24 protein-coding genes are annotated in these 25,758 nt (G+C 67.0%); 7 read left to right on the forward strand and 17 right to left on the reverse strand.

All coding sequences use genetic code 11. The annotated features are described in order from the left end of the window. Positions 1-20: 20 nt before the first annotated feature. The 7 genes from ACZ53K_RS36925 to ACZ53K_RS36955 all read right to left on the reverse strand — a co-directional run bounded on the left by ACZ53K_RS36925 (position 21) and on the right by ACZ53K_RS36955 (position 6,598). Entirely contained in the window at positions 21-626 is a 606-nt protein-coding gene (locus ACZ53K_RS36925) for a GNAT family N-acetyltransferase (RefSeq protein ID WP_468845762.1), read from the reverse strand. Between the two features lie 60 nt (positions 627-686). Next, complete coding sequence (locus ACZ53K_RS36930) at positions 687-833, reverse strand: hypothetical protein (RefSeq protein ID WP_468845764.1); 147 nt, start codon at positions 831-833, stop codon at positions 687-689. A 220-nt stretch (positions 834-1,053) separates the two neighbouring features. Beyond that, entirely contained in the window at positions 1,054-2,052 is a 999-nt protein-coding gene (locus ACZ53K_RS36935) for a ParB/RepB/Spo0J family partition protein (protein ID WP_468845767.1), read from the reverse strand. Positions 2,053-2,636: 584 nt separating this feature from the next. Beyond that, on the reverse strand, positions 2,637-3,710 hold the full coding sequence (locus ACZ53K_RS36940) for a metal-dependent hydrolase family protein (RefSeq protein ID WP_468845769.1): 1,074 nt from the start codon (positions 3,708-3,710) through the stop codon (positions 2,637-2,639). 124 nt (positions 3,711-3,834) lie between these two features. Continuing rightward, positions 3,835-5,100 carry an MAB_1171c family putative transporter gene (locus ACZ53K_RS36945; protein ID WP_468845772.1) on the reverse strand — a complete coding sequence of 422 codons (1,266 nt, stop codon included), beginning with the start codon at positions 5,098-5,100 and terminating at the stop codon, positions 3,835-3,837. A 413-nt stretch (positions 5,101-5,513) separates the two neighbouring features. Further along, on the reverse strand, positions 5,514-5,993 hold the full coding sequence (locus ACZ53K_RS36950; RefSeq protein WP_468845774.1) for a hypothetical protein: 480 nt from the start codon (positions 5,991-5,993) through the stop codon (positions 5,514-5,516). 83 nt (positions 5,994-6,076) lie between these two features. Further along, complete coding sequence (locus ACZ53K_RS36955; protein ID WP_468845776.1) at positions 6,077-6,598, reverse strand: XRE family transcriptional regulator; 522 nt, start codon at positions 6,596-6,598, stop codon at positions 6,077-6,079. Positions 6,599-7,373: 775 nt separating this feature from the next. Between ACZ53K_RS36955 and ACZ53K_RS36960 the strand changes: the two genes are divergently transcribed. The 4 genes from ACZ53K_RS36960 (at position 7,374) to ACZ53K_RS36975 (ending at position 9,919) form a co-directional block, all read left to right on the forward strand. Next, a complete protein-coding gene (locus tag ACZ53K_RS36960; RefSeq protein ID WP_468845778.1) occupies positions 7,374-7,685 on the forward strand; it encodes a hypothetical protein in 312 nt (103 codons plus the stop codon). 555 nt (positions 7,686-8,240) lie between these two features. Continuing rightward, positions 8,241-8,555: a hypothetical protein gene (locus ACZ53K_RS36965; protein WP_468845780.1), complete on the forward strand. Its 315-nt coding sequence runs from the start codon at positions 8,241-8,243 to the stop codon at positions 8,553-8,555. Next, positions 8,552-9,136, forward strand: coding sequence for a hypothetical protein (locus tag ACZ53K_RS36970; RefSeq protein ID WP_468845783.1), 585 nt, complete (start codon positions 8,552-8,554; stop codon positions 9,134-9,136). Before ACZ53K_RS36965 ends, ACZ53K_RS36970 begins: the two co-directional genes overlap by 4 nt. Before the next feature lie 369 nt (positions 9,137-9,505). Beyond that, entirely contained in the window at positions 9,506-9,919 is a 414-nt protein-coding gene (locus ACZ53K_RS36975) for a hypothetical protein (RefSeq protein WP_468845786.1), read from the forward strand. A gap of 1,010 nt (positions 9,920-10,929) precedes the next feature. Here the strand turns inward: ACZ53K_RS36975 and ACZ53K_RS36980 are convergent. The 5 genes from ACZ53K_RS36980 to ACZ53K_RS37000 form a co-directional block, all read right to left on the reverse strand. Next, a complete protein-coding gene (locus tag ACZ53K_RS36980) occupies positions 10,930-11,895 on the reverse strand; it encodes a trypsin-like serine protease (RefSeq protein ID WP_468845789.1) in 966 nt (321 codons plus the stop codon). Between the two features lie 1,206 nt (positions 11,896-13,101). Further along, entirely contained in the window at positions 13,102-13,752 is a 651-nt protein-coding gene (locus ACZ53K_RS36985; RefSeq protein WP_468845851.1) for a LysE family translocator, read from the reverse strand. A gap of 657 nt (positions 13,753-14,409) precedes the next feature. Further along, positions 14,410-15,321, reverse strand: coding sequence for a phosphotransferase family protein (locus ACZ53K_RS36990; protein WP_468845792.1), 912 nt, complete (start codon positions 15,319-15,321; stop codon positions 14,410-14,412). 779 nt (positions 15,322-16,100) lie between these two features. After that, positions 16,101-16,523, reverse strand: coding sequence for a hypothetical protein (locus ACZ53K_RS36995; protein WP_468845795.1), 423 nt, complete (start codon positions 16,521-16,523; stop codon positions 16,101-16,103). A 527-nt stretch (positions 16,524-17,050) separates the two neighbouring features. After that, positions 17,051-17,956, reverse strand: a complete 906-nt coding sequence (locus ACZ53K_RS37000; protein WP_468845798.1) for a S41 family peptidase — start codon at positions 17,954-17,956, stop codon at positions 17,051-17,053. A 57-nt stretch (positions 17,957-18,013) separates the two neighbouring features. Between ACZ53K_RS37000 and ACZ53K_RS37005 the strand changes: the two genes are divergently transcribed. Then, entirely contained in the window at positions 18,014-18,556 is a 543-nt protein-coding gene (locus ACZ53K_RS37005; RefSeq protein ID WP_468845801.1) for an ArsR/SmtB family transcription factor, read from the forward strand. A 40-nt stretch (positions 18,557-18,596) separates the two neighbouring features. After that, positions 18,597-18,749, forward strand: coding sequence for a hypothetical protein (locus ACZ53K_RS37010; RefSeq protein ID WP_468845804.1), 153 nt, complete (start codon positions 18,597-18,599; stop codon positions 18,747-18,749). Positions 18,750-19,314: 565 nt separating this feature from the next. On the opposite strand, the gene ACZ53K_RS37015 is transcribed toward ACZ53K_RS37010, so the two are convergent. From ACZ53K_RS37015 to ACZ53K_RS37035, 5 genes are all read right to left on the reverse strand, one after another. Then, the gene (locus tag ACZ53K_RS37015) at positions 19,315-19,731 is read right to left on the reverse strand and encodes a hypothetical protein (protein ID WP_468845807.1); all 417 of its coding nucleotides are present in this window, start codon (positions 19,729-19,731) and stop codon (positions 19,315-19,317) included. After that, positions 19,731-20,357: an amidase domain-containing protein gene (locus ACZ53K_RS37020; RefSeq protein ID WP_468845810.1), complete on the reverse strand. Its 627-nt coding sequence runs from the start codon at positions 20,355-20,357 to the stop codon at positions 19,731-19,733. The genes ACZ53K_RS37015 and ACZ53K_RS37020 overlap by 1 nt, the downstream gene beginning before the upstream one ends. A gap of 12 nt (positions 20,358-20,369) precedes the next feature. After that, positions 20,370-20,834: a type VII secretion target gene (locus tag ACZ53K_RS37025; protein WP_468845813.1), complete on the reverse strand. Its 465-nt coding sequence runs from the start codon at positions 20,832-20,834 to the stop codon at positions 20,370-20,372. Between the two features lie 187 nt (positions 20,835-21,021). Beyond that, entirely contained in the window at positions 21,022-22,755 is a 1,734-nt protein-coding gene (locus tag ACZ53K_RS37030; RefSeq protein WP_468845815.1) for a BCCT family transporter, read from the reverse strand. Positions 22,756-23,129: 374 nt separating this feature from the next. After that, positions 23,130-23,858 carry a TetR/AcrR family transcriptional regulator gene (locus tag ACZ53K_RS37035; RefSeq protein WP_468845817.1) on the reverse strand — a complete coding sequence of 243 codons (729 nt, stop codon included), beginning with the start codon at positions 23,856-23,858 and terminating at the stop codon, positions 23,130-23,132. A gap of 137 nt (positions 23,859-23,995) precedes the next feature. Here ACZ53K_RS37035 and ACZ53K_RS37040 point away from each other — a divergent pair, with 137 nt between their 5' ends. After that, positions 23,996-25,450: a serine hydrolase domain-containing protein gene (locus ACZ53K_RS37040; RefSeq protein WP_468845820.1), complete on the forward strand. Its 1,455-nt coding sequence runs from the start codon at positions 23,996-23,998 to the stop codon at positions 25,448-25,450. Positions 25,451-25,758: the final 308 nt, after the last annotated feature.

Here is a 25,758-nt window from a genome sequence, read left to right on the forward strand (position 1 = left end):
CACAGCGGACGCGCACAGCGTCACCGTCCTTTCGTCCGGGGGTTGGATCCGGTGCCGTCCACGTGGGGCGAGAGCGGCTCGGACAGTGCGTAACGGATCTCCAGGGCATCGGAATGAGACCCGGCAGGGGCGACCTCGGCGTCCGGCCGCCAACCGCACTTCTCGTAGAAGGAACGCCCCAGCCCGTTGCGCTCCAACACCCACAGGTAGGCGTAACGGGTGCCCTGGGCGGACCAGACGGACAGGGTCGAGCGCATCAGGCTGCGTCCGACTCCGCTGCCCCACCGCTGAGGCCGGGCGTAAAAGGCGTAGATTTCCTCGATGTCCGGCCGCTGAAGGTCTTCATCACGGGCAGGGCCGAAGGCGGAGAAACCCACCGGGCCCTCTCCGTCGTCGTGGACGAGTACATGGGCACCCGACCGGGCCGCCGTCGCGATCTGGGCCCGCCAAAAATCAGCGAGGGCCGCGGTATCGAGACCGGCGAGCTCCACTGCCGGCAGAATACCGGCGTACGCCTTGCGCCATGCGGCAACTTGAATCTCCGCGATCCGTCCGGCGTCGTCCTCCTGAGCCTGCCGGTCACTGGACGAGACCCAGTCATATCGATCCATGTGCAGTAGATCCACTCTGTCCGGAGCTGGGCGGGTGCCCGACGGAACACTCCGCCGGGCACCCATTTTTCATGGTTAGCAGATGCAACCCTGCTTGAGGAGAGTCGGAACCATTTCGACCTCCTCGATGTCGATCTCGAAGAGCGACGCGTCCAGGTTCTCCACGTCCGCGGCAAGCTGGTTGATCTGCGTGGTCGACGGGTCGGTGAACTGAGAGTTCATGAGAATTCCTTTCTCGTCTCGATCAGGACCACTTCAGGTTACGAATCCTCCACTGGGGCCGCAAGAAGTATTTTTTCATCACCTGCGGAACCAGATCCTCGCACTCACTCGCGAAATCTGTTTCCCGGATACGGCAAGGAGACAAGACGCGTCACCTGCACAGGAGCCTCGTGCCGTTTTCCGGGAATCCTTCACACGTCGCACCAGGGCGAACTCCGACTCATTCGGCCGAGGCGGAGAGCTCCTCCAGCCGATTGGCGATCCGACGCCAATTCTGCGCGCATTCGCGCGCGAGCTGAGCCACCTGGGCGCTGCGGTGAGGCGGCACGTGGGCCACGACCTCGACGCAGTCGGTGTGCTTCACCAGATGCTTCCCGAGCCAGGAGAGCAACGAACGGCCCGATCCGCTGAGTCTGATCGTGGGATCTCTCATCAACTGCTCGACGATCCCGTCGGCCCTGATGGCACCCTGGTCGTCTTCGTCTGCCGAGGGCGCCCCGTCCGGGATGGACCCGGCCCCCTTTGCGTCCTGGCTTCTGCGCTGCCGCGGCGGCACAGGATCCTCACCCCGGTTGATGCGCACACGCACATCCCGCGCGGTCGCCGGCGAGATGCCCGCGAGCCGTGCCACTTCGCGGAGCGTCGCGTCAGGCCGTTCCGTGAAGAGCTGACCGGCCAGCCTTCTGCGACGGGCGCCATCGGTAGGCCGTAACCGTCCATCCCGCCCCAGTCTGGCGGCCGAAGCCCGTGCGGACGGCAAACGGGTGTGCAACTGCGGTTCACGCGCAGTTGCACGTGTGCGCAGCGTGGCCACCGTGTGCTCGGAGACCCCGGCCTCGCTCCCGATGGCCCGGTCGGACCAGTGCGGATGGGAGTCGACGATCCGCGCGGCAGCGTTCATGCGCTCGGCAAGGGTCAAGGGAAGTCCGTGGGAGATGTTCGCACGCACGGCGAGGACGAACGCATCCCGCTCGGCGCCGTCGAACACACGGGCTCGGACCACCGTGTCGCCTCGGAGTCTGGCAGCGTGCACACGATGTACACCGTCGATGACTCTCATCGTGGTCCGGTGGACGATGATGGGAGGCAGCTCGACCTGTAACTCGTAGAGCATGCGCGCGTGTTCGTCGTTCCGTCCCGACAGACGGGGGGACTCCCACGAGACATTCAGGTCGTCAAGAAGTAGAGATTCCGTCGGTAGCTGTTCGATGTCGATCACGCTCTCGGACGTACCTTCCTGCTGGTCCCGAACAGTGCTCATCCACCGTGCCGCGCGTCGCTCGAACCGGCCCCAGTGATCCGATTCGCGCACACAACGAGATACTGCCCACCCCGGTTCGGGCGCACGAAGTCAGCGAACAGGGCGCATCGAAAACCCCTCCCAACGTGATCCGCCGCGTCACCACCCAGCCCTTCGGCCACTCCTGGGAGGAGCGAGCGGATTCGGTCGGCTCTCCGTCCGCATGCAGCCTCCGGTCGAGACAGTGGGGGTCCATGCACCGACGCGCATCAACTTGTGGCGAGGATTGAAGGCTAGCGTTCACATACCAGTTGATAGCCTGATCGCGCTGGATGCTACTTCCGTTTGACTCACGGCGTCAACTGATATGGGACCCATGGGAGTTCGACATGCCACGGGAGTGTAGATCACGTGTGGGATGGAGGGGCTCCGTGGCCGACGCGCGTGGTTCGGCTGAGAGCGCGCCGACGCATCGACCATGAAAGTTCGTTGGGTGAGGAGTGTCGATCTCGGTGACGCCCGCTGACCGGCCTGTCGACTTGGACTCCCCCTCCGATGTCGCATCAGTTCTTGTAGATCCTCCCAGCGCGGATCACCGTTCTGGTGTCGAGCAGGGTGTCCAGACGGTGGAGGGGATCGCCGGCTACAGCGATGAGGTCGGCGTCGTAGCCGATGGCGATCCTTCCTTTGCGGTCAGCCAACCCACAGGCTTGGGCGGCGAGGCCGGTGGCCGAAGTCAGGGCTTCGGTGTTGGTGAGGCCGAGAGAGCCCAACCGGATGATCCCGTAAGGGAGCACGCCGTGGGGTTTGCGGGGGCCTGCACCAGCATCGGAGCAGCAGACCAGCCGCGCTCCTTCGCGGTGCATCCGTGCGAAATTCGCACTTCGCTGCTCTACGCGCTCGGCCATGTGTGGCGCAACCATCGAGCCTGTCGGGAGCCATGCTTCGGTGGCGCCGATGAAGGTGCCGGCCTCCACCACGGCAGCAACGGTCCGCCAGTCGGGTTCGACACCGTCCTCGGTAAAAAAGGAGGCATGCTCGATGCCATCGACTCCAGCTGCGACGGCATCAGCCATTCCCTGCCGCCCGTGAGCATGTACGGTGACCGGTCTGCCGTGTGCATGGGTCGCCCGGACCACCGCTGCAAGTTCGTCGAGTGTGTACTGCGACTGATGCGGCCCCCACCCAGGGGTGATTACGCCACCGGTTGCCATGATCTTGACTACGTCGGCGCCGCGTGCAATGCGCTCCTTGACCGCGGCCTCCATGGCCGGGATGCCATCGGCTTCGCCGCCCAAGAACCAGCAATGTCCGCGAGTTCGCGTGATGGGTGGTCCAGCGGCGAGAATCTCCGGACCCACCTCCGTCCCTGCCGTGTAGTGGTCACGCAGCGATACGGCAAGAAAATCACGATCGCCGAGGTCCCGTACGGTGGTGACCCCCGCCCGCAGCTGTTGCCCGGCGTGGATGCGCATACGTGCCAGGATGGTGTGGGCCTCTTCATCGACCATCGCCTGCTTCGACTTGTCGTCGGGGTCGAAGGCAAGGTGTACATGGGAGTCGATGAGCCCGGGCAGCAGCGTAGCGTCACCGAGATCCAGAACGCGCAGATCTGCGGAAGGTAACGCTCCCGTCATGTCGACACCTACAATGCGCGATCCATCGATGAGGACAAGTGGGCGCCCCGATCGCCATGCGTGCCCGTCGAAAAGCCGCGCCGCGCGTACCGCCCAGATCCCCCGACTCTGCTCGTGTTGTGGTTCACTGCTGACAACCACTCGACTGTTCCTCCTCACCACTCGGTAACCGCTCACTTCGGTAGTCGTTCACCGATGCCGCGACAATCAGTGAATGTGCGAAGGCTCTCGCGATCCGCAACAGCCAAACAGCCTCACTGACCAGATCGTCACCACCGGACAGTTCAGGTAAAACGGGACGGTCACAACCGGCGCTTGACTCAATCGGAGGGGCAGTTCCGTTCATCTTGACCCGCAACGCCACCTTGAGCTGGGCCGCTTCGACTACTGCTCGAAGGTCGTTGCCGGTCAGTCCGGCCGCCTCCCCCAGTTCGGCCGCCCTCACTGCCACCTCAGAGCTCATGTAGGGACGCAGCGCGAACTGCCCGTCACGGATCTCGATGATCCGACGGTACAAGCGATAGTTCAGATTCGAGAAGGTCGAAACTGGGGAATGCAATACGACCTCGGGCAGTTCTTGGTACAACGCGAGCCATAAGGGTGCAAGGCTTCGGTAGGTGCGGTAGTTGTTCCACCAGGTAACCAGGGCAGACAGCCGGGGACCCCAGGAAGGCATGGTGAGGCCGCCGACAATGAGCGGTATTCCAATTCCCGCGCCCAGCAATGTCAATGCCTCCCGCTTCAGCGGGTGAAGGTCGAACTGCACGCTGACGACAGCAGAAGCCCGGTTCAAAAAGTTGATCGAATAGACCAGCGCGCCCACTGCGGTGATACGCAAGCCGCGGCGCAGCCAAGGATACCCAGCAGCTCCGGCGTACCTCCAACACAGACGGGCGGTCTCGGCAAGTGCCACCAGCAAGGCTGCCACGTACAGGAGCGAATACGCGGCTACCACGGGGCGATGTACATTCTGCATGAGGTAGTGCGTTGAACGCCCCGACGATTCGGATGCACCCACGAGCCACAGGCACAGCATTGCCAGCATCGTGGCCATGGCGACAACAAGTCGCCACCGAGCTCTCGGCCACGCCTGTTCGGGCGTATACGTCCAGAACACGAGCACTACGAGCACCGCAACACTGAAAGCCACGCCGCCGAGGAGATGTATGGCCAGTGCCGCTATGTCAGGTATAGCAAGTTGCCGATCAACGGCCAGAGCCACTGCGGGGGTTGCGAGCACGAACGCCGTGCCCTTCAGGGCGAAAGCGGCCAATAGTGCGAGCAACGCTGGGGCACGCCGCTCCGACCTCAGGCCGCGGGACGTGTAGAGGAACGCCGCCCAACATAGCGCGGCAAGCAGAGGGAAGACGATGCTTTTGGCTCCGGTCACAGCAACTCCAAGGGCAGGTAGGTCAGCGACCGGGTCGCCTTCATGATGTGCTGGTTGGGGAATCAACGCCTGCTGTCAACTGCCCTTGGGCGCCCTGAGCTCGCCGGCCTCTGCAGGCAGTTCTCCAGCAGCTGTGCCGACCGCTTGCGCTGCACCCGGCAAACGCGTCGAGTGATCTGGCCATGGTCTGCCGTCACTCACTCTTCCCACCCGAAATCCATCATGGAAGACCGCTGGAGCCGCTTCCACGACAGCCACCGGCTATCCCGGGCAATAATCGCGTCGTGCATACTTCAACTGCTCCGCTCAGCAGCAACTTGAGCACACCCCACGAGTCACGCGACGTGAATTACCCAACTTGCCGATCAATTCGACACATGCGCGGGATGCAAAGACGGGATGCAGTATCGAGTTCATGGTCGGCGCCCATGACGGTGTACCAGCGAGCTTTCCACTCTTCTGACGGCCTCGTCGGCTTCTCGCTCAGGTTTGTTCAGACCTGACGGATCCCGGTCGGCGCCTTGGAGAAGCAATGTCGCGATCGTTTCCGCTTCTCGTTCTTCTGGGGTGCTGTAGTGGGTGCGCTGCAACATTCGCTCAACCATATTCGGATTCAGGGTTGGCATGAGCAAGCGCGATGTCGCGTCACTCATTGCTGTCGCAGTGGTGTGGCCGCACAGCAGATGGCCGAGCTCATGGACGATGATGTGCTCCTGATGGAGCGGACTGGCCTTTTCCTCATAGAAGATGTAATCGGCATGGGCCGTGGCCACCCACAGTCCACAGGGACTACCCGCCGGCATCGCGATAGCCTTCAACTGGATAGGTCGCCCCTGCTGTTGTGCGATGCTTCGGCACAACACATGCACGTCGAACGGGCTCGGTACGTCCAAGCTACTGATGAGAGCCTTGCACCGCCGATGCAGGGTACTCAGACTGATGAGAGCCTTGCACCGCCGCTGTAAGGTACTCAGGCTCACGCGCCCTCCCCATTTCTCTCATCGGGCACTGCGCCGCCAGACGGGGATGGCCACCTTCTTTTTTGGTCGCCCCGTTCCGCGGCGCGGTGACCCGGCGCGTCCTTCAGCAATCCCTCCAGTTCGCGGACCCGCTCAATCACCTCGCTGATCGAGTGCAAACTCTTGGACGACAGGCCGGCCGCTCGTAGTGCGACGTTCTGTACGCCTGCGTCCTTGAGCGCGACAAGCAGCCCCAAATCCGCGTCGACGTCCGCTGCCACCTGGTCATCGAAAAAATACGCCGCAGGCACTCCGAAAAAATCCGCGATCCCTTGCAGATGCCGCATGGTGGGATTGTCCCGCTGGCCTTTGCGCAGCAGCCAGACGTAGCTGCCGGAGATCGGCACTCCACTTGCCGTGATGGCCTGGGCTACTTCCTCTGTGCTGTACGGCCCGTGCCCAGGCGGGATGACTGTCCGGAACAAGTGCTCCAACTTGTTGGCCAGGGTGCGCCCCGCCGGACTGCCGTCGCTGTCCATAGCCATCTCCGTTCTGGCGTTTGAGCTGCACTTTGGTGCGATGGGCAACTGTGGAGACAAACCCGCCAGTTGACAGCGCGCAGGTGCCAACCGTAGCGTCCTGCACCGCCAGCGCTCAACTGATGTAAGGGAAGCCGCCTTCAAGGCTCATCGCGAGTCGAAGGGGCTCGACGCGTGACCATCACCCACCCCGCGTCGAAGTGGTGCCGAGGCCGTCGCTTCGTCACCGAAGCAGGCCGGGCGCCGGAGCCCCGAGGCACTCGGCCAGACCCGCTGTGCCACCGCCGGTGACCACAACTTGGCGCGTACGATGCGCTGGTGGATCACCTGCTCTCATTACGGGACGAGGTCCGCGCCAGCGGCATGATCGGCCACCTCAGAAGGTGAGTCGCGAGATGGCGACGGCTGCATGTCGCAGCCCGCGCTGATTGGCATTCGCCCCGCGGGCATGGCCGGGGCCGCCGCTGAGGCGCTACTGGTACTCGGCGATGGCGGTGCTCTGCAAGCGGTGACGGCCGATACGGAAGGGGCAGCCGCCACGGTGCTCGGGCACATCGCCGCCCACCACTCCCGGACTCTCCCGTCTTCCGACGGCATACAGCCCACAGCTTTCGGGTCCTGTGCGCAGTGATTCCAGGCCGCCGTCGGTGACACCAGCGGAGCCGTCCATCTGTGGTTCTCGACCGCATACGCGCCCACGCCGCGAAGCTCCCGCCTGCACACCGTTCCGATCACGGCCCTCACCTGCCTGCGGCTGCCCGGCGAAGGCCCGACCTTGGTCATCAGCGCCGCCTTCGACGGGTCCATCCGGATGTGGGAGACCACTCAGGAACCGATGGAGAACCCCGCCGGCCCCCGTCCCGCTCTCGTCACCACGCTGGCTGCCGCCAGCACGCCCGCCAGCCCGATCCTCGCCGCTGCGTGGAACGACGCAAAGGTGCACGTCGGGCACCTGCTCAGCGGAGAAGCCCATCCCTTGCCCCTGCTGTACCGGTGCAGCAGCCTCTCCCTGACGCCGAATGGTCAGTTGGCCATCGGAGGCCCCGGCGGTCTGTACGCCCTGCGGCTTCCACTCGACCGTCTTTGAGACTGATGCCACGGCGCCTCGCCGCCCCAGGCGGCGAGGCCGCCGACATCAGCAGGCATGGCTCTCCACCGCCCCGGGGAACCGGCCGATTCTTCAGAGGACCGAACTGTAGGTCCGAGTGGCAGCTGTCGGGGTCGCCGACGCTCCTGTACAAGTGGGGGTTCTCTCGGCTTTCTGAGACGGCGAAATCTCCGCCTGGTAGCTCAAAATCATCCTCAGCGAGACTTCCATGCGGCGCCTTGTGCGAGCCGGGCCGGATTCGCCGGGTGCCCTTCTGGCTCTCTTGCTGGTCGGGCTTGAGGTGGTCGCCCAAGGCGTTGTACTTCGGCCAGTCAATGGCTCGGGTCGTGCCGTCTGCCTTCAATTCCAGTTGCCCGGAGGGCGAGCCGATCGTAGTGACCGACCAGGTTATGCTCAGTCAATCCCTTGGGCCAGGCCCCTTCGGTCCCGAAGGAGAAGTATCGGTCGCCCCCTGTCGACATCGCGGACGGCACCAGGCCCCCGCCTTGTAGACCGGCAGACACCCACTTTCGGGGCTCCTCGCACAATGGACACGTGAGTGAGCACATCAACGACCCCAAGCAGGTCCCGCCCTGGCGGCCCGAACACAGACCCGAGCCGCGGGAGTGGTGCCGGCCGCCCGGCGACCAGCCGGTCCTGTACGTCTACGACGGCGGCGCCAGGACGTACGTGCCGGTGATGGCGCGCCCGGACCACGCCGACGGTCGCACCGAGTACCAGGGCGGCCGTGACCGGGGCGCCGGGCACCGAGCGTGCTGGTGGCTCCAGCCGGACCTGCGCGTCGCCAAGGCGTGCAGGCAGACCGATTCGGTGCAGGAACTGCTTAACACCGCGGAGACAGCCGTATGACGACCACCACCTCGACCACGCCGGCCGCGCGCGCCGTGACCGACATATTCCAGCCCCGCAACGTCCTCGTGGTGGGCATGTCGGGCATCGGCCTGGCGGCCGCAGGAGACTGGACCGGCCTGCCGTGGGGCCTGCTCGGCGCACTGTGCGCCGGACTCGTCCCGGCCGGGTACATCGAGTGGCAGCGTAAGCGCGGCACCTGGGGTGACCGGCACGTCGTCGACCGTACGAAACGCGGCCCCATCTTCCTGGTGATCCTGGCGTCCGTCGGACTCGGGGTGCTCGTCATGGTCCTCGGCCGCGCCCCGACCGGCATCCTCGTCGCCATGCTCGCCCTGTGGGCCATGACCGTCGTCCTCCTGGCCGTCAACACGGTCTGGAAGATCTCCGTGGACTCCGCCGTCGCCTCCGCCGTCCCCGCCCTGCTCGCCGTCGTGCACTCGCCCTGGTGGCTGCTGGCCTACCTGCTCACCATCGCGGTGTGCTGGTCCCGGGTCGCGCTGACCTACCACACCATCGCCCAGACCGTGGCCGGCGCATCCTGCGGCGCGATGACCGCCGCGGCATTCCTCCTGATCTGATCCAAAAGACGACGAGGCCCCGGACCTCCTGGTCCGGGGCTCCGTGACGTACAGATCCTGCTCTCGAGGAAGACGTACGAGGTACGGCGGGCCCGGGCCGGCGGCGGCCGGACGCCGGTGGCGGACTGTCCCGGCCCGCCGACACCGCGGCGCGCGCCTCTCCCCCGCCGCCCGGCCCGGGTCAGCGGGCGCGGCGGATGCTGGACGGTGGGGCGCCGTACCGCCCGTGCGAGCCCTGGTGGCCGCGGAGCACCGGCGATCGCACCACGGCCCGTGTGCATACTTCCGCAATCGCTTCGCCCGGAGGCTGGGCGGGCGCCTCATACCGTGGTGGGCTGGACAGTACGGCACGCCGGGGAGGGGCGCCGGGTGGACAGCGTGCAGGAGCTGCGTGCGGTGATGAGGGCGCACGCCGAGTTCGACCCGCTCACCGGGCACACCTGTCTTGCCGCACACCGCAACCACCGATGGCCGACCGTTGCTCCGTACATACAGCTCGCCGTAGAAGTGGTTGTCGAGCCTGATCTCGAACCCCGGCTCGCCATGCGTGATCGGTTCCAGACGGATCTGGGGATGCCTTTCACATTCCTCATCGAACTGGCTGCTGAGGTGGCACAACACCTCGGTGCCGGTCTCGTCGAGGTGACGCTGGCTGGTCTCCAGGGCCGACAGCAGAGCCAGGACATCACCGTGGCCGACCAGTCGCTGCCCGAACGTATCCATGTTCACCGATCGGCCTTGGCATCCCACCGGCCAGGGCCCGCCCTCAGGGGAAGTCTATGACCGGGGGCAGCGCGTCATCGGCGGACTGACCACAGGGCCCCTCGACGCTTCGTACAGGAGGGCAGCGCATCGATGACTGCCTGCCACTGGTACGCGACGACATCGCCGTGGTGGGCCAGGGCATCGACGCGGGCGCGAAGACGGCAGACGTCGCTCATGCCGACCGCGGCACCTGACGGCTGGGCGCTGCTGCCGCCGGCTGCGGTCACAAACCGGCATCGGCGCTCTCTGTCCTCCTCTTCGCCGGTGGTAAGGGGGAACGAACCCGTTAGGGGCCGACAGTCAGCTGCTGGTCTCTGATCTGCTGGGACGACTGCGCCTTTCCCTCAGAAACAGGGCGACGCACAGGTCCGCTGACCTGGTTGACCGGCGTTCGTCCCACGGGCTTGGTCGGGTTCGGCGCTGACGCGCTACCGGTATTCGGCGATGACGGCGCTTTGCGAGCGGTGACAGTCGATACGGAAGGGGCGGCCGCCACGGCGCTCGGGTGCAACGTCGCCCACCACGCCCCGGGCCTCCTGCCTTTCGACTGCATACAGCCCATGGCTGTCGGCTCCTGTGGGCAGTCCTCTCTCACGCCACCATCGGTGACACCAGCGAGCCGTCCGCCTGCGGTCCCTGACCGCATACGCGCCCACGCCGCGAAACTACGGCCTTCACACCGTTCCGATCACTGCGGTCACCTGTCTGCGGCTGCCCGACGCCGGCCCGACCTTGGTCATCAGCGCTGCCTTCGACAGGTCCATCCGGACGCGGGAGACCACCAGGAGCCGATGGACCAACCCGCACGGACAGACCATCCGACCTGAACCACAGCGACAGGCAGCGGGAGTGCCCCCGACCCAAGCCAAACGCCGGGGCCACTTCAATACGTCCGAATCGAATTCCAGCGGTACCGCCAAAGGCCGACGCGCAGGGGCCACTGAACAGAGCCACAAACATGCAAGGGAAGGGGGAAAGTTTCGCACTCGCCCGGCCCGACTGTTGGGTGACAGTTTCGGCGGTTACGCTCAAACGGCGTGGCGGGTCTTGCGGCGGCGTACTGCGAGGGCGGTGCCGCCGCCGGCGGCAATCAGCGCGACGGCCACACCGGCGATCGTCGGCGTGTTGTCGCTCGTGCCGGTCTCGGCGAGGTCGGGTCCCTTGGCCTCAGTCGAGGGTGCGCTGTTGGTCTTCATGGTCTTGTCGATCCAGCCGCCATAGGCGGGCGCGCTGGTGTAGAGGCCGGGGCCCTGCGAGCAGGGCACCCCTGGGGCGCCGGGCCCCGAGGTGACGCCGATCAGCTCCCAGCGGCCGTTCCGGCCTCTTTGGATCTGCGGTCCGCCGGAGTCCCCGAAGCACGCCATGGCCTGGGGCACGGTGGTGATCGTGCACAGCCGGGTCCGGTCCGCGTAACCGGGCGCGCACTCGGACTCGGCGCCCCTGCGGGTGTTCAGCTCCTGCAGCCGGTCCGGGAACGTGAACGCGGTGTCGACGGTGGTACCGAATCCCAGGAGCCGAGTCGGTGTGCCGGGCGGCCCTGCCTGCTCGGCGATCTCGATGGGCTGCTGGGCGACCGGGCGGTCCAGGCGTATCAGCGCGATGTCGTTGTGGTTGGCGGTCTTGTCGTCGCCGTTCACATAGCCGGGGTGGACAAAGGCCCGGTCAATCTTGCGGACGGTGCCGCCGGACTTGCGGTGGCCGCTGCCGACACGCACGATGCCGTCCAGCTTGAGGCCCTCGGCCTTCACGCAGTGTGCCGCCGTCAGCACCCACTGCCGATCGATCAGCGAGGCCCCGCAGTTCGCGTCGTGCACACCGGCCTTCGGGGCCGACTCCGGTATGGACGCCATGAACGGGTAGCTCTCGGCGGAGTCCGACCCGTTGACGATGGCTCCGGCGCTGCCGGTCATAACGGTGGCGCAGACCACAGCGGCGAGAGCGCCGACGGCAACGGTGCGGGCGGTACGGCGGCGCGACGGCTTCGAGCTGAACACAGAGGATTTTCCTTTTTGCTTGGTGGATCCGTATGCAGTCAGCCTCGTCGCCTGAGGGCTGTCGGACCATCCGGGCAACGGGACGGTCGATGGTGTCGCCAGCCCCCCTCTGTGCCGGGGAAAACGCGAAGGCCTCAGACTGCACCTCGCAGCGCACGGCGGTGGCCCGACACCGCAGCCAGGTTCACCTGATCACTTTCCGTCAATAGCCGTCTCGAAAGGTGACGGAAAGCTCGTCGACGGTCAGGTCCTCGCGCATCGAAGAGCGGGCGGCTGCGGCGGTCTGCTCTCAGGCGCGTCCGTACCCGCTTTGACCTGGCTCAAGATCAGGTGCCAGACGTGCCCGCAGAGTCCGCGATTGCGGTTGCGAGGTCGGCTGGCTGTGCCAGGAACGGCGAGTGCGAGAGCGAGTTCGGGGATTGTGGTCGGCGCATTGGAGACGGTGCCGATCTCGCGTATGAAGCGACGTTGCAGGGCTGCCGGGATCACGTTGACCTTCGTGCAGACCACGTAGGCGTGCGGCACCATGCCGTACCGGTCGGCCGTCACGGTGAAGGCTTCGGCGGGTAGGCCCAGCGGACTGACGGTGCCCAGGAGGCTGATCGCCGCTGACGCAGTGGAAGGTCTCGCGGATGGCCGGGTGGTCCTCAGAAGGCGGAGCACCGGTTCGTTCTGATTCTCAGGGATCGAGCTGTAGGCCCCGGGCACGGACGTGACGCTACGGCTGGCGAGTTGTCCGACCACGCGGCTCCAGCACCAGCTCCCGTGCCAGAAGCCGGCAACGAGGACCACTTCGCGCTTCGTTGACTTTCTTGCCACCGGCCATACGAGCGGCGCCCCGTCGGCAACGCGAAGGACCGAATGCGTCCGGGCACATGGAGCGGCGACTCCCAGCCGCCGCGCGGACCGCAGTGAGGCACTGATCGTGGAGCTCTGCCAGGTCGAGTCGTCCTTCGCTCGCTGCCCAGAGTTCGGTCTGCCGGCGCAGCCGATTGTCGATATAGCGGGCGTGCAGCGATGGGGGGGGCGAAGATCAGGCGAGACAGCTCCAGCACCCGTTCCGGGATGCGGCTTCGCGGCACCGGCTCCGTGCGCGGAAGGCCGGGAGGATCGGCGGGGTTGCCCAGCCGCTCAGTACGGCAGTGTCGACGACCCGCATGATCCACGACCAGCTCACCTGCAACGATCGGCCTCAACAACCATCTGTCAGCGCAGAGCGACCGTCGCGCCCGTTCGTTCAGTGGCGATCCTGATGGCGAAGCCCGCCAGCGCGGTGCCCATCGCATAACGGTGCAGGCGCTGCCAGAGCGGGTGCCGGGCGAAGAACCCGGCGACGGAGCCGGCCGTCACAATGAAGAACGCATTGCCCGCGACCCCCACCGCGATCTGGGTCAGCCCCAGAAGGATTCCCTGCAGGCCGACATGACCGCGCTCCGGGTCGACGAACTGCGGCAGCAGCGAGATGTAGAGGATGGCCACCTTGGGATTGAGCAGGCAGGTCAGCAATCCCATCAGGAAGAGCTTGCGGGGGCCGTCCTGCGCCAACTCTCGGGGCTCAACCGGGGACCGGCCGCCCGGCCGGACGGCCTTCCAGGCCAGCCAGAGCAGGTAACCCGCACCGGCCAGCTTGATCACCAGATAGATCTGCGGCACCAGCGCGAAGACGGTGGCGATACCGGCGGACACCGCGAAGAGGTAGACCAGGAAGCCGAGGGCGACCCCGGCCAGCGAGATCAGACCCGCCCGGCGGCCCTGGGCGATCGAGCGGGATACCAGGTAGATCATGTTCGGGCCCGGAGTCAGCACCATGCCGAGCTCCACCACCGCGATCCCTGCTATTGCTCCCAGCCCGATCACAGCAATCCCCCCCGTACGCACGTTCGCCTGCCCGCAACCTAGCAGTCCATCCGGTTGCGGCACCTCCACCGAAGCGCAGACCGCCGACCCGGAAGACACCACCAGCGCCTTGTTCCACGGGCCCTCGGCCACCGCCCCGTGCCGGACCACTTCGTCGGGCCTGGCCCTTCTCTGTGAAGGCGTCGACATAGCTCGGGACGTTGTCGACCTTGTTCAGGCGTAGCGGGGAGCGGCAGCCGCTCTGCTGACCGGCGTACTTGGCGTCGACGGCTGCGCCGGGCTGGTAGGCGCGGCGGACATCGACTTCGGATTTGGAACCACTTGTGCAGCATTCGAGGTTCTGGAGAGATTAATCCAGGGCCATGTCGGTTCCGGTCACGCTAGTAGAGTACGCGCGGGCTCCCATCGATAGCGTCGGGTCGCCATTGTCCTATTGCAGCAGGTGGACGGTTTCGCAAGCGAGAGCGGGCAGTGTGCATCGATGGTTTCGGGCAGCGTTTAGCGATTGGGTCGTTTGAGAATAGGTGTTGATGAGCTGTCGGCCGGGCCAGCTCGTACTCGGCGGCGCCCCAATGCGAATGTGCGGTCGGTTCCGCTACTGGATATGGCAACAGGCCCGGCGCTCGCTACCACCCCCGAGCTCCAGACCGCTCTGGTTCAGCCCAGCGCGGTCATCAGGGCGGTGACATAGGCGTCCAGCCGCTCCTCCACAACTCGCGTCGTCAGCTCGGCCCTTCCTGCCTCCCGCCATGGCTGCGCCACCTGCTGCACTTCTTCTGAGCACGCCAGTCCGTCCCGCACCTGCCAGTACAACCGCTCGCTCGCGGCCGTGGCCAGCTGGCCGCCGGCCTCCTCGTACGCCTCAGAGAACCGCAGGCCCCATGCCGGGCCGTGCAACAGCGCGAGGGTGGTCGAGCAGTGCGCCACATCGAGATCTGCCGGGCCCCAGGAGGTCGCCGCCCAGTCGACGACCCCCGTGATCCGGGCACCCTCCGGTCTTGACGACGGCACGTCGAACAGTACGTTGCCGGGCTGGAAATCCCGGTGCAGGAACCGCCCTTCATAAGGCGGCGCCGGCTTGCGAATCATGTTGATCGCCGCGGCCCATGCCGCCGCGTTGGCGCCCTTCGGAACCACGACGGTGTCGGCGGTCGTCAGCGCCTCATACTCCCGGGGCCGTTCGGTGGGTCGCAACGCGTGGATCGCCACGAGTTGCTGGGCCAGCAGGTGAATACGTGTCTCCAGCCCCTCATCATCGAGGGCTGTCCGGCCCGCCAGATGCGTCATCAGGAGCGACGGATACTCGCACTGCGCGGCGGTCGGATCCACCGCGACCAGTTCGGGAGCCGACACGTCGGTCCCCGCGAGCTGGGTCAGGGCGCCGGCCTCCCGGTTCAGCGAGTCCTCGGCGCGCTCCACGTAGAACGGGTCGACGAAGGTCCGCAGCACCAAGTCACGGGTACCTCCGTCCCGCGCGCCGATGGTCAGCCGCCGCATTTCGGCAGTGATGCCGCCGTGCAGCGCCTCTGTTTTGAGGATCCGCTCGCCGGCCCCCAGGTGCCGGCTCACCCAGGCCAGGGTCAACGGTCGGAGAGTCGCCGCCTCGTCATGGTTGATCACCGTGCCACCTCATCATCCGGACGCCGGCACCCGCAAAGGCTTTTGTTGGAGACGATGGCAACGATGGTCACTGAAGCAGGTGATTTCATGAGCTCTAGTGGAGGGGCGAGGGCGGTTGTCACCGCGCCAAGGTCACGGAGCAGGCCGAGGACGAAGTTGGCGAGGCCGAGCAATGGGGGGCGACGACGGCGTCGGTCCATGCGGGAAGCGGCAGCTGAGTCGGAGGCAGTGGGTGAAGATCGCGCCGAAGTCGCGTACGTATCCGCGAGTGGCACCCGGTTCGGGTGCGCATCATCCCCGGCCGTGAGGCGGGGCGGGCGCGCGGCGTGTGGGTGTCGTGAAAGACCGCAGTGGGCTTCTCGCGCAGAAAGGGTCGCCGAGGCGCAGGGTCTGGCGATCTTCGTGGTCCAGCGGGCCCCCGACCGGGCAGCCGTAGAGCTGGACGAGCAGTGACGGCAGGCTCGGTGACGGTTGGCGGCGCGTACCGGTCGACGGGGGGCTCCTGCCATTGGGGTCGATCACTGACCGGAGACTCGCAGGTCGAAGTTCTGCCCCTCCTCAAGGAGCAGGAGTAGCCGCAGGCAGTCCCCGTCTTGGTGCACGCCGAGCGACGAGTGGCCGCACCGAGCGGTCGCCACGAATGCCCGCCGGCCAGGACACCGCACTCCTGGCAGTCTGTCCTGTTCCCGTCACAGCTCAGGCGCGGCCAGCTACGAGGCCGGCCTCTCTCAGGTAAGGGTTTTCAGTGCTCTGCGGAGGGCGTAGGCCGCGATTGCGGCCAGCGGGACGGCAGTGATTGCCACGAGAAGCCACTGCTGGGCGTAGTGCGTGGCCATGGTGGGGGTCCTGCTGAAAGAGATCATCGGCTTCCATGTGTAGTAGGCCAAAACCATGATCACCTGGGAGAGCGTCGCCCGGGCCACGGCATGTACGGCGCTGGGGGCGGTGACACCGAGTACGAAGACGATCACTGCGTACGGAAGATAGCCGGAAGCCAGACGGGAAGCGGCATCGATGGTCTTCCCGTCCCCGTCGCCGACGATGGCGATGTAGGCGGACAGGGCACCTGCGACGGCGCCGATGGCGGCGGTGGTGACGGTCCGGAGCAGCCCCTTCGGGAGCGGGGAGCCGGACCGGACGAGAGGGGGCACGGGGGTGGGGGTATCGGCGGGGCGAGCGCTTGGGAGATGTGTGGGATTGGAGGCCATAAGGAAAGTTCAGGCCGGGAATGTGCGCGCACGATGCCCCTTGGATGACCGATTGGCTACAAAGGTGTAGCCATCCGATCACCGTAAGTGCACCTTTGGGAAGTGCTCGACCTTGGCGTTGAGCTGCGCTGAACACCTCCCCCTGGGGCAGCTCTTGCCGTCGGCTTTTTCTCGGGCGGGGCGGCACCCAGTACGACTGCGGCCGCGTGAAAGGCGTCAGCAGCGTTGCTGGGTTTCAGCGACACGTAGAGCCGTGTGACCGCTGACTACAGCGTCAAACTGCCCCCTGTCATCCGGTCAAGGTGTTTGACAGCGAAGCCAGCCCTTTCGGTTTCTATGACGGTGAACCTGGCCGTGCGATGTGTGAGCACGCCGGGGCCGCCGGAGGCTGGGTCCTCCGCCGCCGAAGTCAACCGTCGAAGGGGGCACCGGAGGCACGGCGTACGGTGCTGTCGGCGAGCTGGGCCGGGTCAGTCTGCGAGTCGGGCGAGGGCCAGCGTGTGCGCGTGGTCGAGCGAGTCAGCAGCGGCGCAAGGGATGTCCGGCTGCACGCCGGTGCCCTCCCAGTTCGTGCCGGAGACAGGGTTGATGGCGCGGCCAACGGGGACGGTGGCTTCCAGGTGTGGGTGCACGGTCCAGCCCTGGCATGGATGTGCGCCGCCGCGGGTACTCTCGCCGACGATTGCCGCGCGGCCGAGCTGCTGGAGGTTGTAGGCCAGCTCCTCGGCGGCAGAGAAGGTGATGTTGCTGGACAGCACGTACAGCGGCTTGCTGCCGCCGAAGCGCGTGCCGGGAACGTGCGGCAGGCTCCAGGACTGCTCGCTTTGCCGACCGCCGTGCCAGTACATGGTGTTGAGGTGGGTGCGCTCGTCGAGTAGGTAACTGCAGACGAAGGCGACCGTGTCCGGGTCGCCGCCCCGGTTGGCGCGAAGGTCCACGATCAGCGCCTGGGCGCGGGAGGCCAGAGTGAGCGCGGCGGTCAGCGGTTCGGCGGCCCACTCCAGCGGAAACAGCATCGGTGCCAGCTCCACCACGGCGACCCCTCCGCCGAGCAACTCCACCCGGGGTACACCGCCCAGCGAGGTGTCGAAGTCGCGGCGCATGGAGTCCCGGGTGGCCGCCCCCTGCTTCGGGGAGAGCGGGTCGGTGTGGTGCTTCAGTCTCAGGTGTCGGTCGCCGTTGACGGACTGCAGGTCTGCGGTGACCAGACGAGCGAGCTCCTCGGCGTCGTCGACGTGATAGGCCCCCTCGGCGAGACGTCGTTGCAGCAAGTCGGTGAGCTGTTCGGCTATCTCGGGGAAAACGTAGTGCTCGGTCAGTAGCCGGGCCATCTCGTCTATGACAGGGACAGGCGGAAGCTTCGTCAGAGTGGTCATGGCAGGGAGTAGAGCACTACCCTTGCGAAAGCGTCAAAGAGTTTAGACACTTTCGGTATGCGCGATCAGCCTTCCTACCTGCCGCCTCCTGATGACGTCCTGGAGCTCGGTGCGCCTGAGCAGTTCGCGGCGCTCTCTCACCCGTTGCGTCAGCGGTTGCTCTTCGTCCTGGGCCACCGGCCTGCCACCATCAACCAGCTTGCCGCGCAGCTCGACGCGAAGAAGGGCAATGTGGCCCACCACCTCAAAGTGCTCCGCGAAGCCGGGCTGGTCCATGTCGCCGAGACCCGCCAGGTCCGCGGCGGCACCGAGCAGTACCACCAACGCACGGCCCGCCACATGGTCGTCGCCGACCCCCAAGCGGCAGGCACCGCCGCGATGCTCGCCGCGGTCGCCCAGGAGCTGGACCTCTCCCCCGCCGAGACCCACCTGACACTGCGCCACCTGCGCCTCAGCCCTGCCAAGGCAAGAGAACTCGGCGAGGTACTCACCAAACTGGTCGACGAGGCCGAGGAGAGTGCGGAGGACCAGCCGGTGCACGGCGTGTTGGTGACGCTCTATCAGCAGGCTCTGCCGGCCAACGCCACCGGTTCCGCCTAGCAGCACCAACCCGCGCGACAGCGCACTCAGCTCACTCGAGATGAGCCGCACCCATGGGCACCCGGCCCAGCCGCCTAAGATCAACGCGCTGCACGCGACCATCTTCGTTGCCGCCCGCGCTGCCGCCGCAGGAGTCCCCCAGGACCTCTGGCTGGACTTCGCACGGGTCGGCCACATCCAGCGGGCCCGTTGATGTCGTCGACACGGAACGCGACCGCGCCGTTACGGGTTTCGCTGTCGTCGGCGCCGAAGCGGCCTCCCTGCCAGGACCTGCTGTTGACGGCGAGGAGTTGGTACTGGCCGTCCTATCGCGGAAAGCGGGCCTGCCGGTGTCTCCTTTGCGGAGGCCACCGCCGGACTTGCCGGTCAGGCCGATGCGGCCGCTTGCGACCGCGTCCACGGTGAAGGCGCCGTGGTGCAGCCGCTCGGGGGCGTAGACAGATTCCAGTACGCCGCGGGATTCGCCGTTGGTGGCGTCCGGCGGGACCACGTTGAAGTCCCCGCCGAACACCGCGCGGTATCCGTGGGCTGCTCGACGATGTGCAGCAGTTCGCTCGCCTGGGCGCTGCGGTAACTTTCGTCCGCGTCATCGTACGCGGGTCCGCCCGCATTGAAATGGGCGGTGCAGAACAGCAGCGCGCGGCTCGGAAGCGCGGCGCACAGGGCGGTTCGCTGTTCCGTCTTGCCACCCCGCACCTTGGTGTCCGGTGAGGTCAGGTCGTACCGCTGGAACCAGGCGTTCTCATGAGGCGGACGGCTCACAGGTCAAACGCAGCTGATGGGGCCGCCGGGAGCCGGCTGATACAGGTTCCACACGATGATGGCCTCGGCGAGCAGCGGCAGCAGGCCAGGAGTACGGAGGCAAGCGCGAGACCGCCGCGCCAGCCCTTCAGCGGTGTGGTGTCGTGTCGTTCTCCTCGCAGGACCAACAGGACGAGGAGGACGAAGGCGCCCAGGCCGCATGCCAGTGCCCCGTAGGCGGAGGCGTACATCTGCCAGGTCAGCGGCAGGTCCCCGCAGTGGGCCCATTCGGCCTTCCAGTGGGCTTTCTCCGCCGCGTCATGGGCGACGATCCCCACGATGCCGAGGATGACCAGGGCCGGCACCCACAAGGCGGTACGGGCTGGGCGGGCGACGGCGGGGAGCGTTGTCGTGTGGGGTGTCGGCTCGCTCATCAGTACCAATCCGGGTGGGGCCGGACGATCCGTACGTTCTGCCGGCCTTCGGCCTTTTCCGTGTCGGGCAGGCGTCCGTCGAGGCTGACGTTGCGGTACGGGTCACTGTGCTGGGTGTACTTGATCTCGCCGTCCGGCATCACGCCGGTGACGATGGCCGCGTGGTGGGTGTTCCCCTTGCCGATCGCGTCGTTGTCGCCGGACTGCTCGTAGTAGATGATGTCGCCGGGACGTACGTGCTCGCGGCTGACTTCCTCGCCACCGGGATCGAGCATGAAATTCTGCTGGTTCTCCGCACCCGCCCAGGTTTTGGAGAAACCCAGGGGCCGGTCGACGTCACGGAAACCGGGCAGGTCGATCCCGGTCGGGATGCCCTTCATCCACGTGTCGTCGGCCCGGGTGCCCCAGATGGACTCCTTCTCCTTCATCCCCGCGTGCGCGAGGGATTCGGAGACGAAGTTGGTGCAGTTGTTGCCGAAGTCGACATCGTCTTCCTGGTCCCAGTTCTGCAGCGCGTACTCGACCATCTTGACGCGGTCGAATTTGCCGTCGGTGCCGCGCATCTCCTGCTTGGTGCTCTCCGGCAGTCCGTCCAGTTTCGACAGGGCGACCGGGTCGGCCAGCATCAGCTCGTGCCGCTACTTCTCGCTGAGGCCGTTCCACCACATACGCTGGGTCATCGGCCCTGCGTCGGCCGGTATCTCGGCACTGAGGATCTCCATCTCCGCCTGGGACGCCTTGTTCTGCACCTTGAGCGCTTCGTCCGGGCCGGCGACGTCGACCTTGTCCGTCAGCATGGCGATCTTGGCGGCGGCCGTGTTGTCGGCCTCGTCGTCCTGCGCGGAGTAACTGCCCGCGCTGTCCTGCAGCCGCTCGCCCAGCTCCCCCATCTTCTTCGCCAGGCCCACCATGTGCTCCTCCCATGTCACGGCACAGGAATAGAGGCGTTCGGCGCACTCCCAGCCCCACACAGAGTGCGTCGCACCAGTTTCCTGGCTGCCCTCCAGAGAGTTGTTCAGCTTGCGGGCCACCTCGCGGGACAGCGCGCTCATGTCGCTGCCCGTCCCCCGTACGGCATGGCTGTTGATGTTGATGTCACCCATGGGTGCTCCCCCATCGATCGCTATCCGATCATCGTACGGGAGCGCTCTTGGGGGGGGAAAGCAGCAGGTCAGGCCTACATCGCCCGCCAGGGCGCCGACCTGACCTGCCTACTGCACCTGCCTCCCGCACCTGCCTCCTGAGCGGCACCGACGCCGCATGGTGAGGCACCGCGGCCGGCTGTTCGGCTCAGCGGGCGGTGGGCGCACCCGTCGGCTGCGGCCTGCGGCTCTGCGGGTCGTTCGGTTCCGGAGCCGTCGACGGCTGCGGTTCCGGGGCGGGGGCCGATGGCTCCGTCTCCGTCGGCACGAGGTTCTGTTCCCGGGCCATTTCCTTGGCCACACGTGGAGCGGTCCAGAGGGTCGGCAGCATGATGAAGCCGACGGGTACGGCCGTCACGACGATGAATGACTGCAGTGCGGTGATGCCGCCGTCACCGACGAGGATGAGCACGGCCGCCGCGGCCCCCATGAGCAGGGCCCAGAAGGCGCGTACCGCACGTGTGGGTTCGCCGGACTTCGTTCCGGCGGCGGCGATGCTGTACGACATCGAGTCGGTGGTGGTCACCACGAACGTGATGGTCAGCAGGAGCAGCGCGACCGCGACAACGGCACCCATCGGGAGCTGTTCGGCCATGGAGATGACCGCCGCGTCCATGCCGACGGCCTTGAGCGGGCCCGAGACGGTTCCCGGGCTCTGCTGTTCGAGGAAGATGCCGGTGCCGCCGAAGACGGTGAACCAGAACATGGTGGCCAGCGGCGGGATGACCGCGGTGGAGACGACGAGGTCGCGCACCGTACGGCCCTTGGAAATGCGTGCCACGAAGATCGACATCAGGGGTCCGTAGCCGAGGAACCAGCCGAAGAAGAAGACCGTCCAGGAACCGAGCCACGCGTGGTCGCCCCGGTTGAGGGCCAGCGGCACGAAGTCCGCCGCGTAGCGTCCGAGTCCGCCGAGGAAGGAGTCGAGCACGAAGCCGAGGGAGCCGAGCACGAGGAAGACGGCCATCAGGGCGACGGCGAGCCAGATGTTGGCCCGGCTGAAGAACTGGATGCCACGGTCGATGCCACTGGCGACGGACAGGACGGCGACGACGGTCAGCAGCACGATGACGCCGAGCTGTACGGGGTATCCGCCGGAGATGCCGAACACCTCGGAGAGGCCGTAGGAGACCTGGAGCCCGAGGAAGCCGATCGGGCCGACGGTGCCGGCCACCACGGCGATGACGCAGACGATGTCGACGGCGGCGCCCAGCCGGGAATGCCGGATGCGCTCACCGAGCAACGGGTACAGCAGCGTCCTCGGGCGCAGCGGCAGGCCGCGCTCCTGGCCCCGGATCATCACGATCGAGGCGAGGGTCCCGAGGACGGCCCAGGCGAGGAAGCCCCAGTGCGCGAAGCTCTGGGCGAGCGCCGCATCGGCCGCCTGCCGGGTGCCGCTCTTGACGCCCTCGTAGAAGGGAGGCGTCTGGACGTAGTGCTGTACGGGCTCGCCCGCCGCGAAGAAGACTCCGCCGCCCGCGAGCAGCGTCGACATGATCATCGCGACCCACTGGAACCTGCCGTACTCCGGACGCGCCCCGGCGCCGCCCAGCCGCACCTTCCCGTACCGGGAGAATCCCAGCCACATCGCAACGCCGAACGTTGCGAGCAGCAGCACCTGCCACAGCGGACCGAACCAGCGCGCGACGAAGGTGAAGATGGCGTTCACGACATCGCCCGTGGCCGTGGGCGCGATCAGCGCGGCCAGGACGAACGCGGTGAGCAGCCCGCCGCTGACGGCGAGGACCGGTATGTCGGTGCGTCTGCGATCTCCGGAGGGCGGCGTGGCCGCCGTAGGGCACTCGTCGTCACTGTCGGTGGTCGGCTCCGTCCGGGCGGGGGCAGCCGCACTGGTGGCGGTGCGGGTGTGAGGAATCGGCATGAGGTTCCTTGCTGGCTTACGGGGTCATTCGCACACGGGGGCATGACGCACCGCAAGGACGCACGCGCTCACGAGACGCAGGACCGCTCGATGCGCGGGTCGGGAGGGAAGGCTGCTATCCATGGGGCGATGCGGTCAAATCCGGGACAGTCTTCCCAAACCCGTCGACGCGTCTTGCACGTGTCTTGGACGTGTCTCGGACGTGCCTTGGACATGTGGTTTTGGCGCCTGACGGGGCGGTTGATCGGTGAGGAGCGGCCCTGCGGCCGTACGGCATGCAGGACCGTTCGGTACAGGCCCGTTCACCAGAGGACGTCTGTCCGAACGTCCGTCGGCGGAGCGCCGCGAACGCCCGCTCGCACCGCCCTACCGGTTCACATGTCGAGCCGGGCCGCCAGGCCGTCGAGGACCCGGTCGAGTCCGTACGAGAAGGCGTCGTCGCGGATCTGCTGCGGGTGCACGTCCGGCTGGGCGGAGGCCCCGTCCCGCAGCCGCGGGTGATGTTGCGAGGCCTTGTCGAAGGCCGGCCGCAGGTCCGCCACCCACTCCCGCTCGGTCTTGCCGCTGCGGGCGATCAAGGAGAGGTAGGCGGCCTCGGAGGTCGCGATCCCGATGACGTAGGCGGTGAGCGTCCCCACGGCCTGGTCCTTCTCGTCCGCAGGGAAACCCGCCGCCTCGAACTGGGCGAGCAGCCCCGATGACATCCGCATGGCGTTCGGGCCGATGTGGACGAGGCCGACCTGGCCGAGCTCGGGGGCGATCCAGGGGTGGCGCAAGGTCATCGCCCGCAAGTCGGCGGCGATGCGGGTGACGGCCGCGCGCCACTGGGGCCGGTCGGCGGTGAGCGGTAGATCGAGCTCCCCGTAGATGTCGTCCACGACCAGTTGGATCAGCTCGTCCCGGTTGGCCACGTGCCGGTAGAGGGACGTGGCCGCGGCGTTCAGGCGGCTGCCGAGCTTGCGCATGCTGAGCGCCTCGGTGCCCTCCTGGTCCAGCAGCTCGATGGCCGCGGCCACGATCTGCTCGCGGGTCAGCTGCTCCCGCTGTGGGCGGCGCGGCCGGGCCCACACCGAGGCGGTCGGGTTCTCGTCGGCGGCTGGCATACGGCCCTCGTCTTTCTGCTCGTACCGCGGCTGGCCCCCCATCGTAGTGCACACCGTACGCACCTTGCGTACAGCGTTTCTCCGTGCATACAGTGTTCGCAGCAGAGAAACACTGTACGCATCGGGTGGGAGCAGACATGCCGAAGAACGAGAGCTGGGACGAGCAGGGCAACTGGGGCGCCACGGGCACGTGGGGGTCCCGGGATTCCGCGGGCCGGAAGCTGGACCTCGCCCACTGGCAGGCCCGCCTCGACGCACTGCGCGCCAAGCACCACGTCCCCGGCGCGTCCCTTGCGCTCCTCGTCGACGGGACCGTCCACGAGCTGGCCAGCGGCGTGCTGCACCGGGGAACGGGGGTGGCGGCCACGACCGACTCGGTCTTCCAGATGGGCTCGATAGCCAAGATCTACACCGCCACCCTGATCATGCAGCTCGCCGAAGCGGGCGAACTGGACCTGGACGCGCCGGTCACGGACGTACTGCCGGAGTTCTCGGTCGCCGACCCCGAGGCGACCAGGGCGATCACCACACGGCGACTGCTCAGCCACACCGGCGGCCTCACCTGCGACTTCACCCACGACAGCGGACGCGGTGACGACTGCCTCGCCAAGTACGTCGAGGCCGCGAAGGGCGTGGCGCTCGACTGCCCGCCCGGCACGGTGATCTCCTACAGCAGCGTCGGCTACAACGTGCTCGGCCGGATCATCGAGGTGGTGACCGGCAAGGTGTGGGACCAGGCGCTGAAGGATCTGCTCCTGACCCCGCTCGGTCTGGCGCACACCATGACGCTGCCCGAGGAGGCGCTGCGGTTCCGTGCGGCCATGGGGCACCTGGGCGAACCGGGCCGGCTGCCGGACCCGGCACCGGAATGGGACATGATGCCGCGCTCGGCAGGCCCGTACGCCAGGGTCCTCGCCACCGCCGGAGACCTCGCCCGGCTCGCACGGATGCATCTGGCCGGTGGCGTGGCCGAGGACGGCACGCGTGTGCTCGCGGAGGAGACGGTCGCGCTGATGCAGCGCCGGGTGGTGGACTGTCCCGACAAGTGGACGGTCAGCTCGGATGGCTGGGGCCTGGGCTGGACCCTGTACGACTGGAACGGCGTCGCGGGCTACGGCCACGACGGCGCCTCCATCGGGCAGTACGGCTACCTGCGCGTGGTGCCGTCGGCGGGCATCGCGGTCGCGCTGCTCACCAATGGAGGCGGCGCACGGGAGGTGTACGCGGCGCTCTACCGCGAACTCCTCGCCGACCTCGCCGGGGTGACCATGCCGCAGCCCTTCGCCCCGCCCGCCCAGCCGCCCGCGGTCGACTTCGCCCCGCTGGTCGGCACCTACCGACGTGAGGGCGTGGTCATCACGGTGACCGAGCGGGACGGCGCGGGCCATGTGCTGTACGAATTCGTCGACGGCATGAAGGACTTCTCCAAACCCCTCCAGATCGATCTGCTTCCGGTGACGCAGACGGTCTTCGCCGGTACCGGGGTGGGCGCGGCATTCAGCGAGGACTACATGCCCGTGATCTTCTCCTCGCTGCCCGACGGCACGGGCTGCGTCTACATCGGCATGCGCTGCGGCCCCAAGGTTGCGTGATATCCGGCCGCGCCGAACGGAGTTGGGCGGCTCGCCCGGCTTCACCGTCGGTCAGCATCGGTCTGCCGAAAGCCAGAGATTTCTTGCCGGAGTCCGGTGATTCCTTGCCGGAGAATCCGGTGAGTCCCTGTCGGAACGGGATGAATTCCGGTCGGACTCCGATGAGTCCCTTTTGCAGGGGTGCGCCCCGTACGGCCGCGGCAACCGGGGCTCCCCCGTGCCGCGGGCCGGAAACGGGCTCGGGTACGGTCGGCCGGTGTCCACGACTGACTCCCCGTGTGTTCCTGGCCAGGGGCGAACTGCCGGGT

Source organism: Streptomyces sp. NPDC033221 (assembly GCF_055577005.1).

Excerpts from the sequence above, each read along its gene's own strand:
- ACZ53K_RS36930 (WP_468845764.1), bottom strand. The coding sequence starts at position 833 with ATGAACTCTCAGTTCACCGACCCGTCGACCACGCAGATCAACCAGCTT.
- ACZ53K_RS37005 (WP_468845801.1), top strand. The coding sequence starts at position 18,014 with ATGCGCGATCAGCCTTCCTACCTGCCGCCTCCTGATGACGTCCTGGAG.
- ACZ53K_RS37000 (WP_468845798.1), bottom strand. The coding sequence starts at position 17,956 with ATGACCACTCTGACGAAGCTTCCGCCTGTCCCTGTCATAGACGAGATG.
- ACZ53K_RS37015 (WP_468845807.1), bottom strand. The coding sequence starts at position 19,731 with ATGAGCGAGCCGACACCCCACACGACAACGCTCCCCGCCGTCGCCCGC.
- ACZ53K_RS37040 (WP_468845820.1), top strand. The coding sequence starts at position 23,996 with ATGCCGAAGAACGAGAGCTGGGACGAGCAGGGCAACTGGGGCGCCACG.
- ACZ53K_RS37030 (WP_468845815.1), bottom strand. The coding sequence starts at position 22,755 with ATGCCGATTCCTCACACCCGCACCGCCACCAGTGCGGCTGCCCCCGCC.
- ACZ53K_RS37020 (WP_468845810.1), bottom strand. The coding sequence starts at position 20,357 with ATGCTGGCCGACCCGGTCGCCCTGTCGAAACTGGACGGACTGCCGGAG.
- ACZ53K_RS36940 (WP_468845769.1), bottom strand. The coding sequence starts at position 3,710 with ATGACGGGAGCGTTACCTTCCGCAGATCTGCGCGTTCTGGATCTCGGT.
- ACZ53K_RS36955 (WP_468845776.1), bottom strand. The coding sequence starts at position 6,598 with ATGGACAGCGACGGCAGTCCGGCGGGGCGCACCCTGGCCAACAAGTTG.
- ACZ53K_RS37025 (WP_468845813.1), bottom strand. The coding sequence starts at position 20,834 with ATGGGTGACATCAACATCAACAGCCATGCCGTACGGGGGACGGGCAGC.
- ACZ53K_RS37035 (WP_468845817.1), bottom strand. The coding sequence starts at position 23,858 with ATGCCAGCCGCCGACGAGAACCCGACCGCCTCGGTGTGGGCCCGGCCG.
- ACZ53K_RS37010 (WP_468845804.1), top strand. The coding sequence starts at position 18,597 with ATGAGCCGCACCCATGGGCACCCGGCCCAGCCGCCTAAGATCAACGCG.
- ACZ53K_RS36970 (WP_468845783.1), top strand. The coding sequence starts at position 8,552 with ATGACGACCACCACCTCGACCACGCCGGCCGCGCGCGCCGTGACCGAC.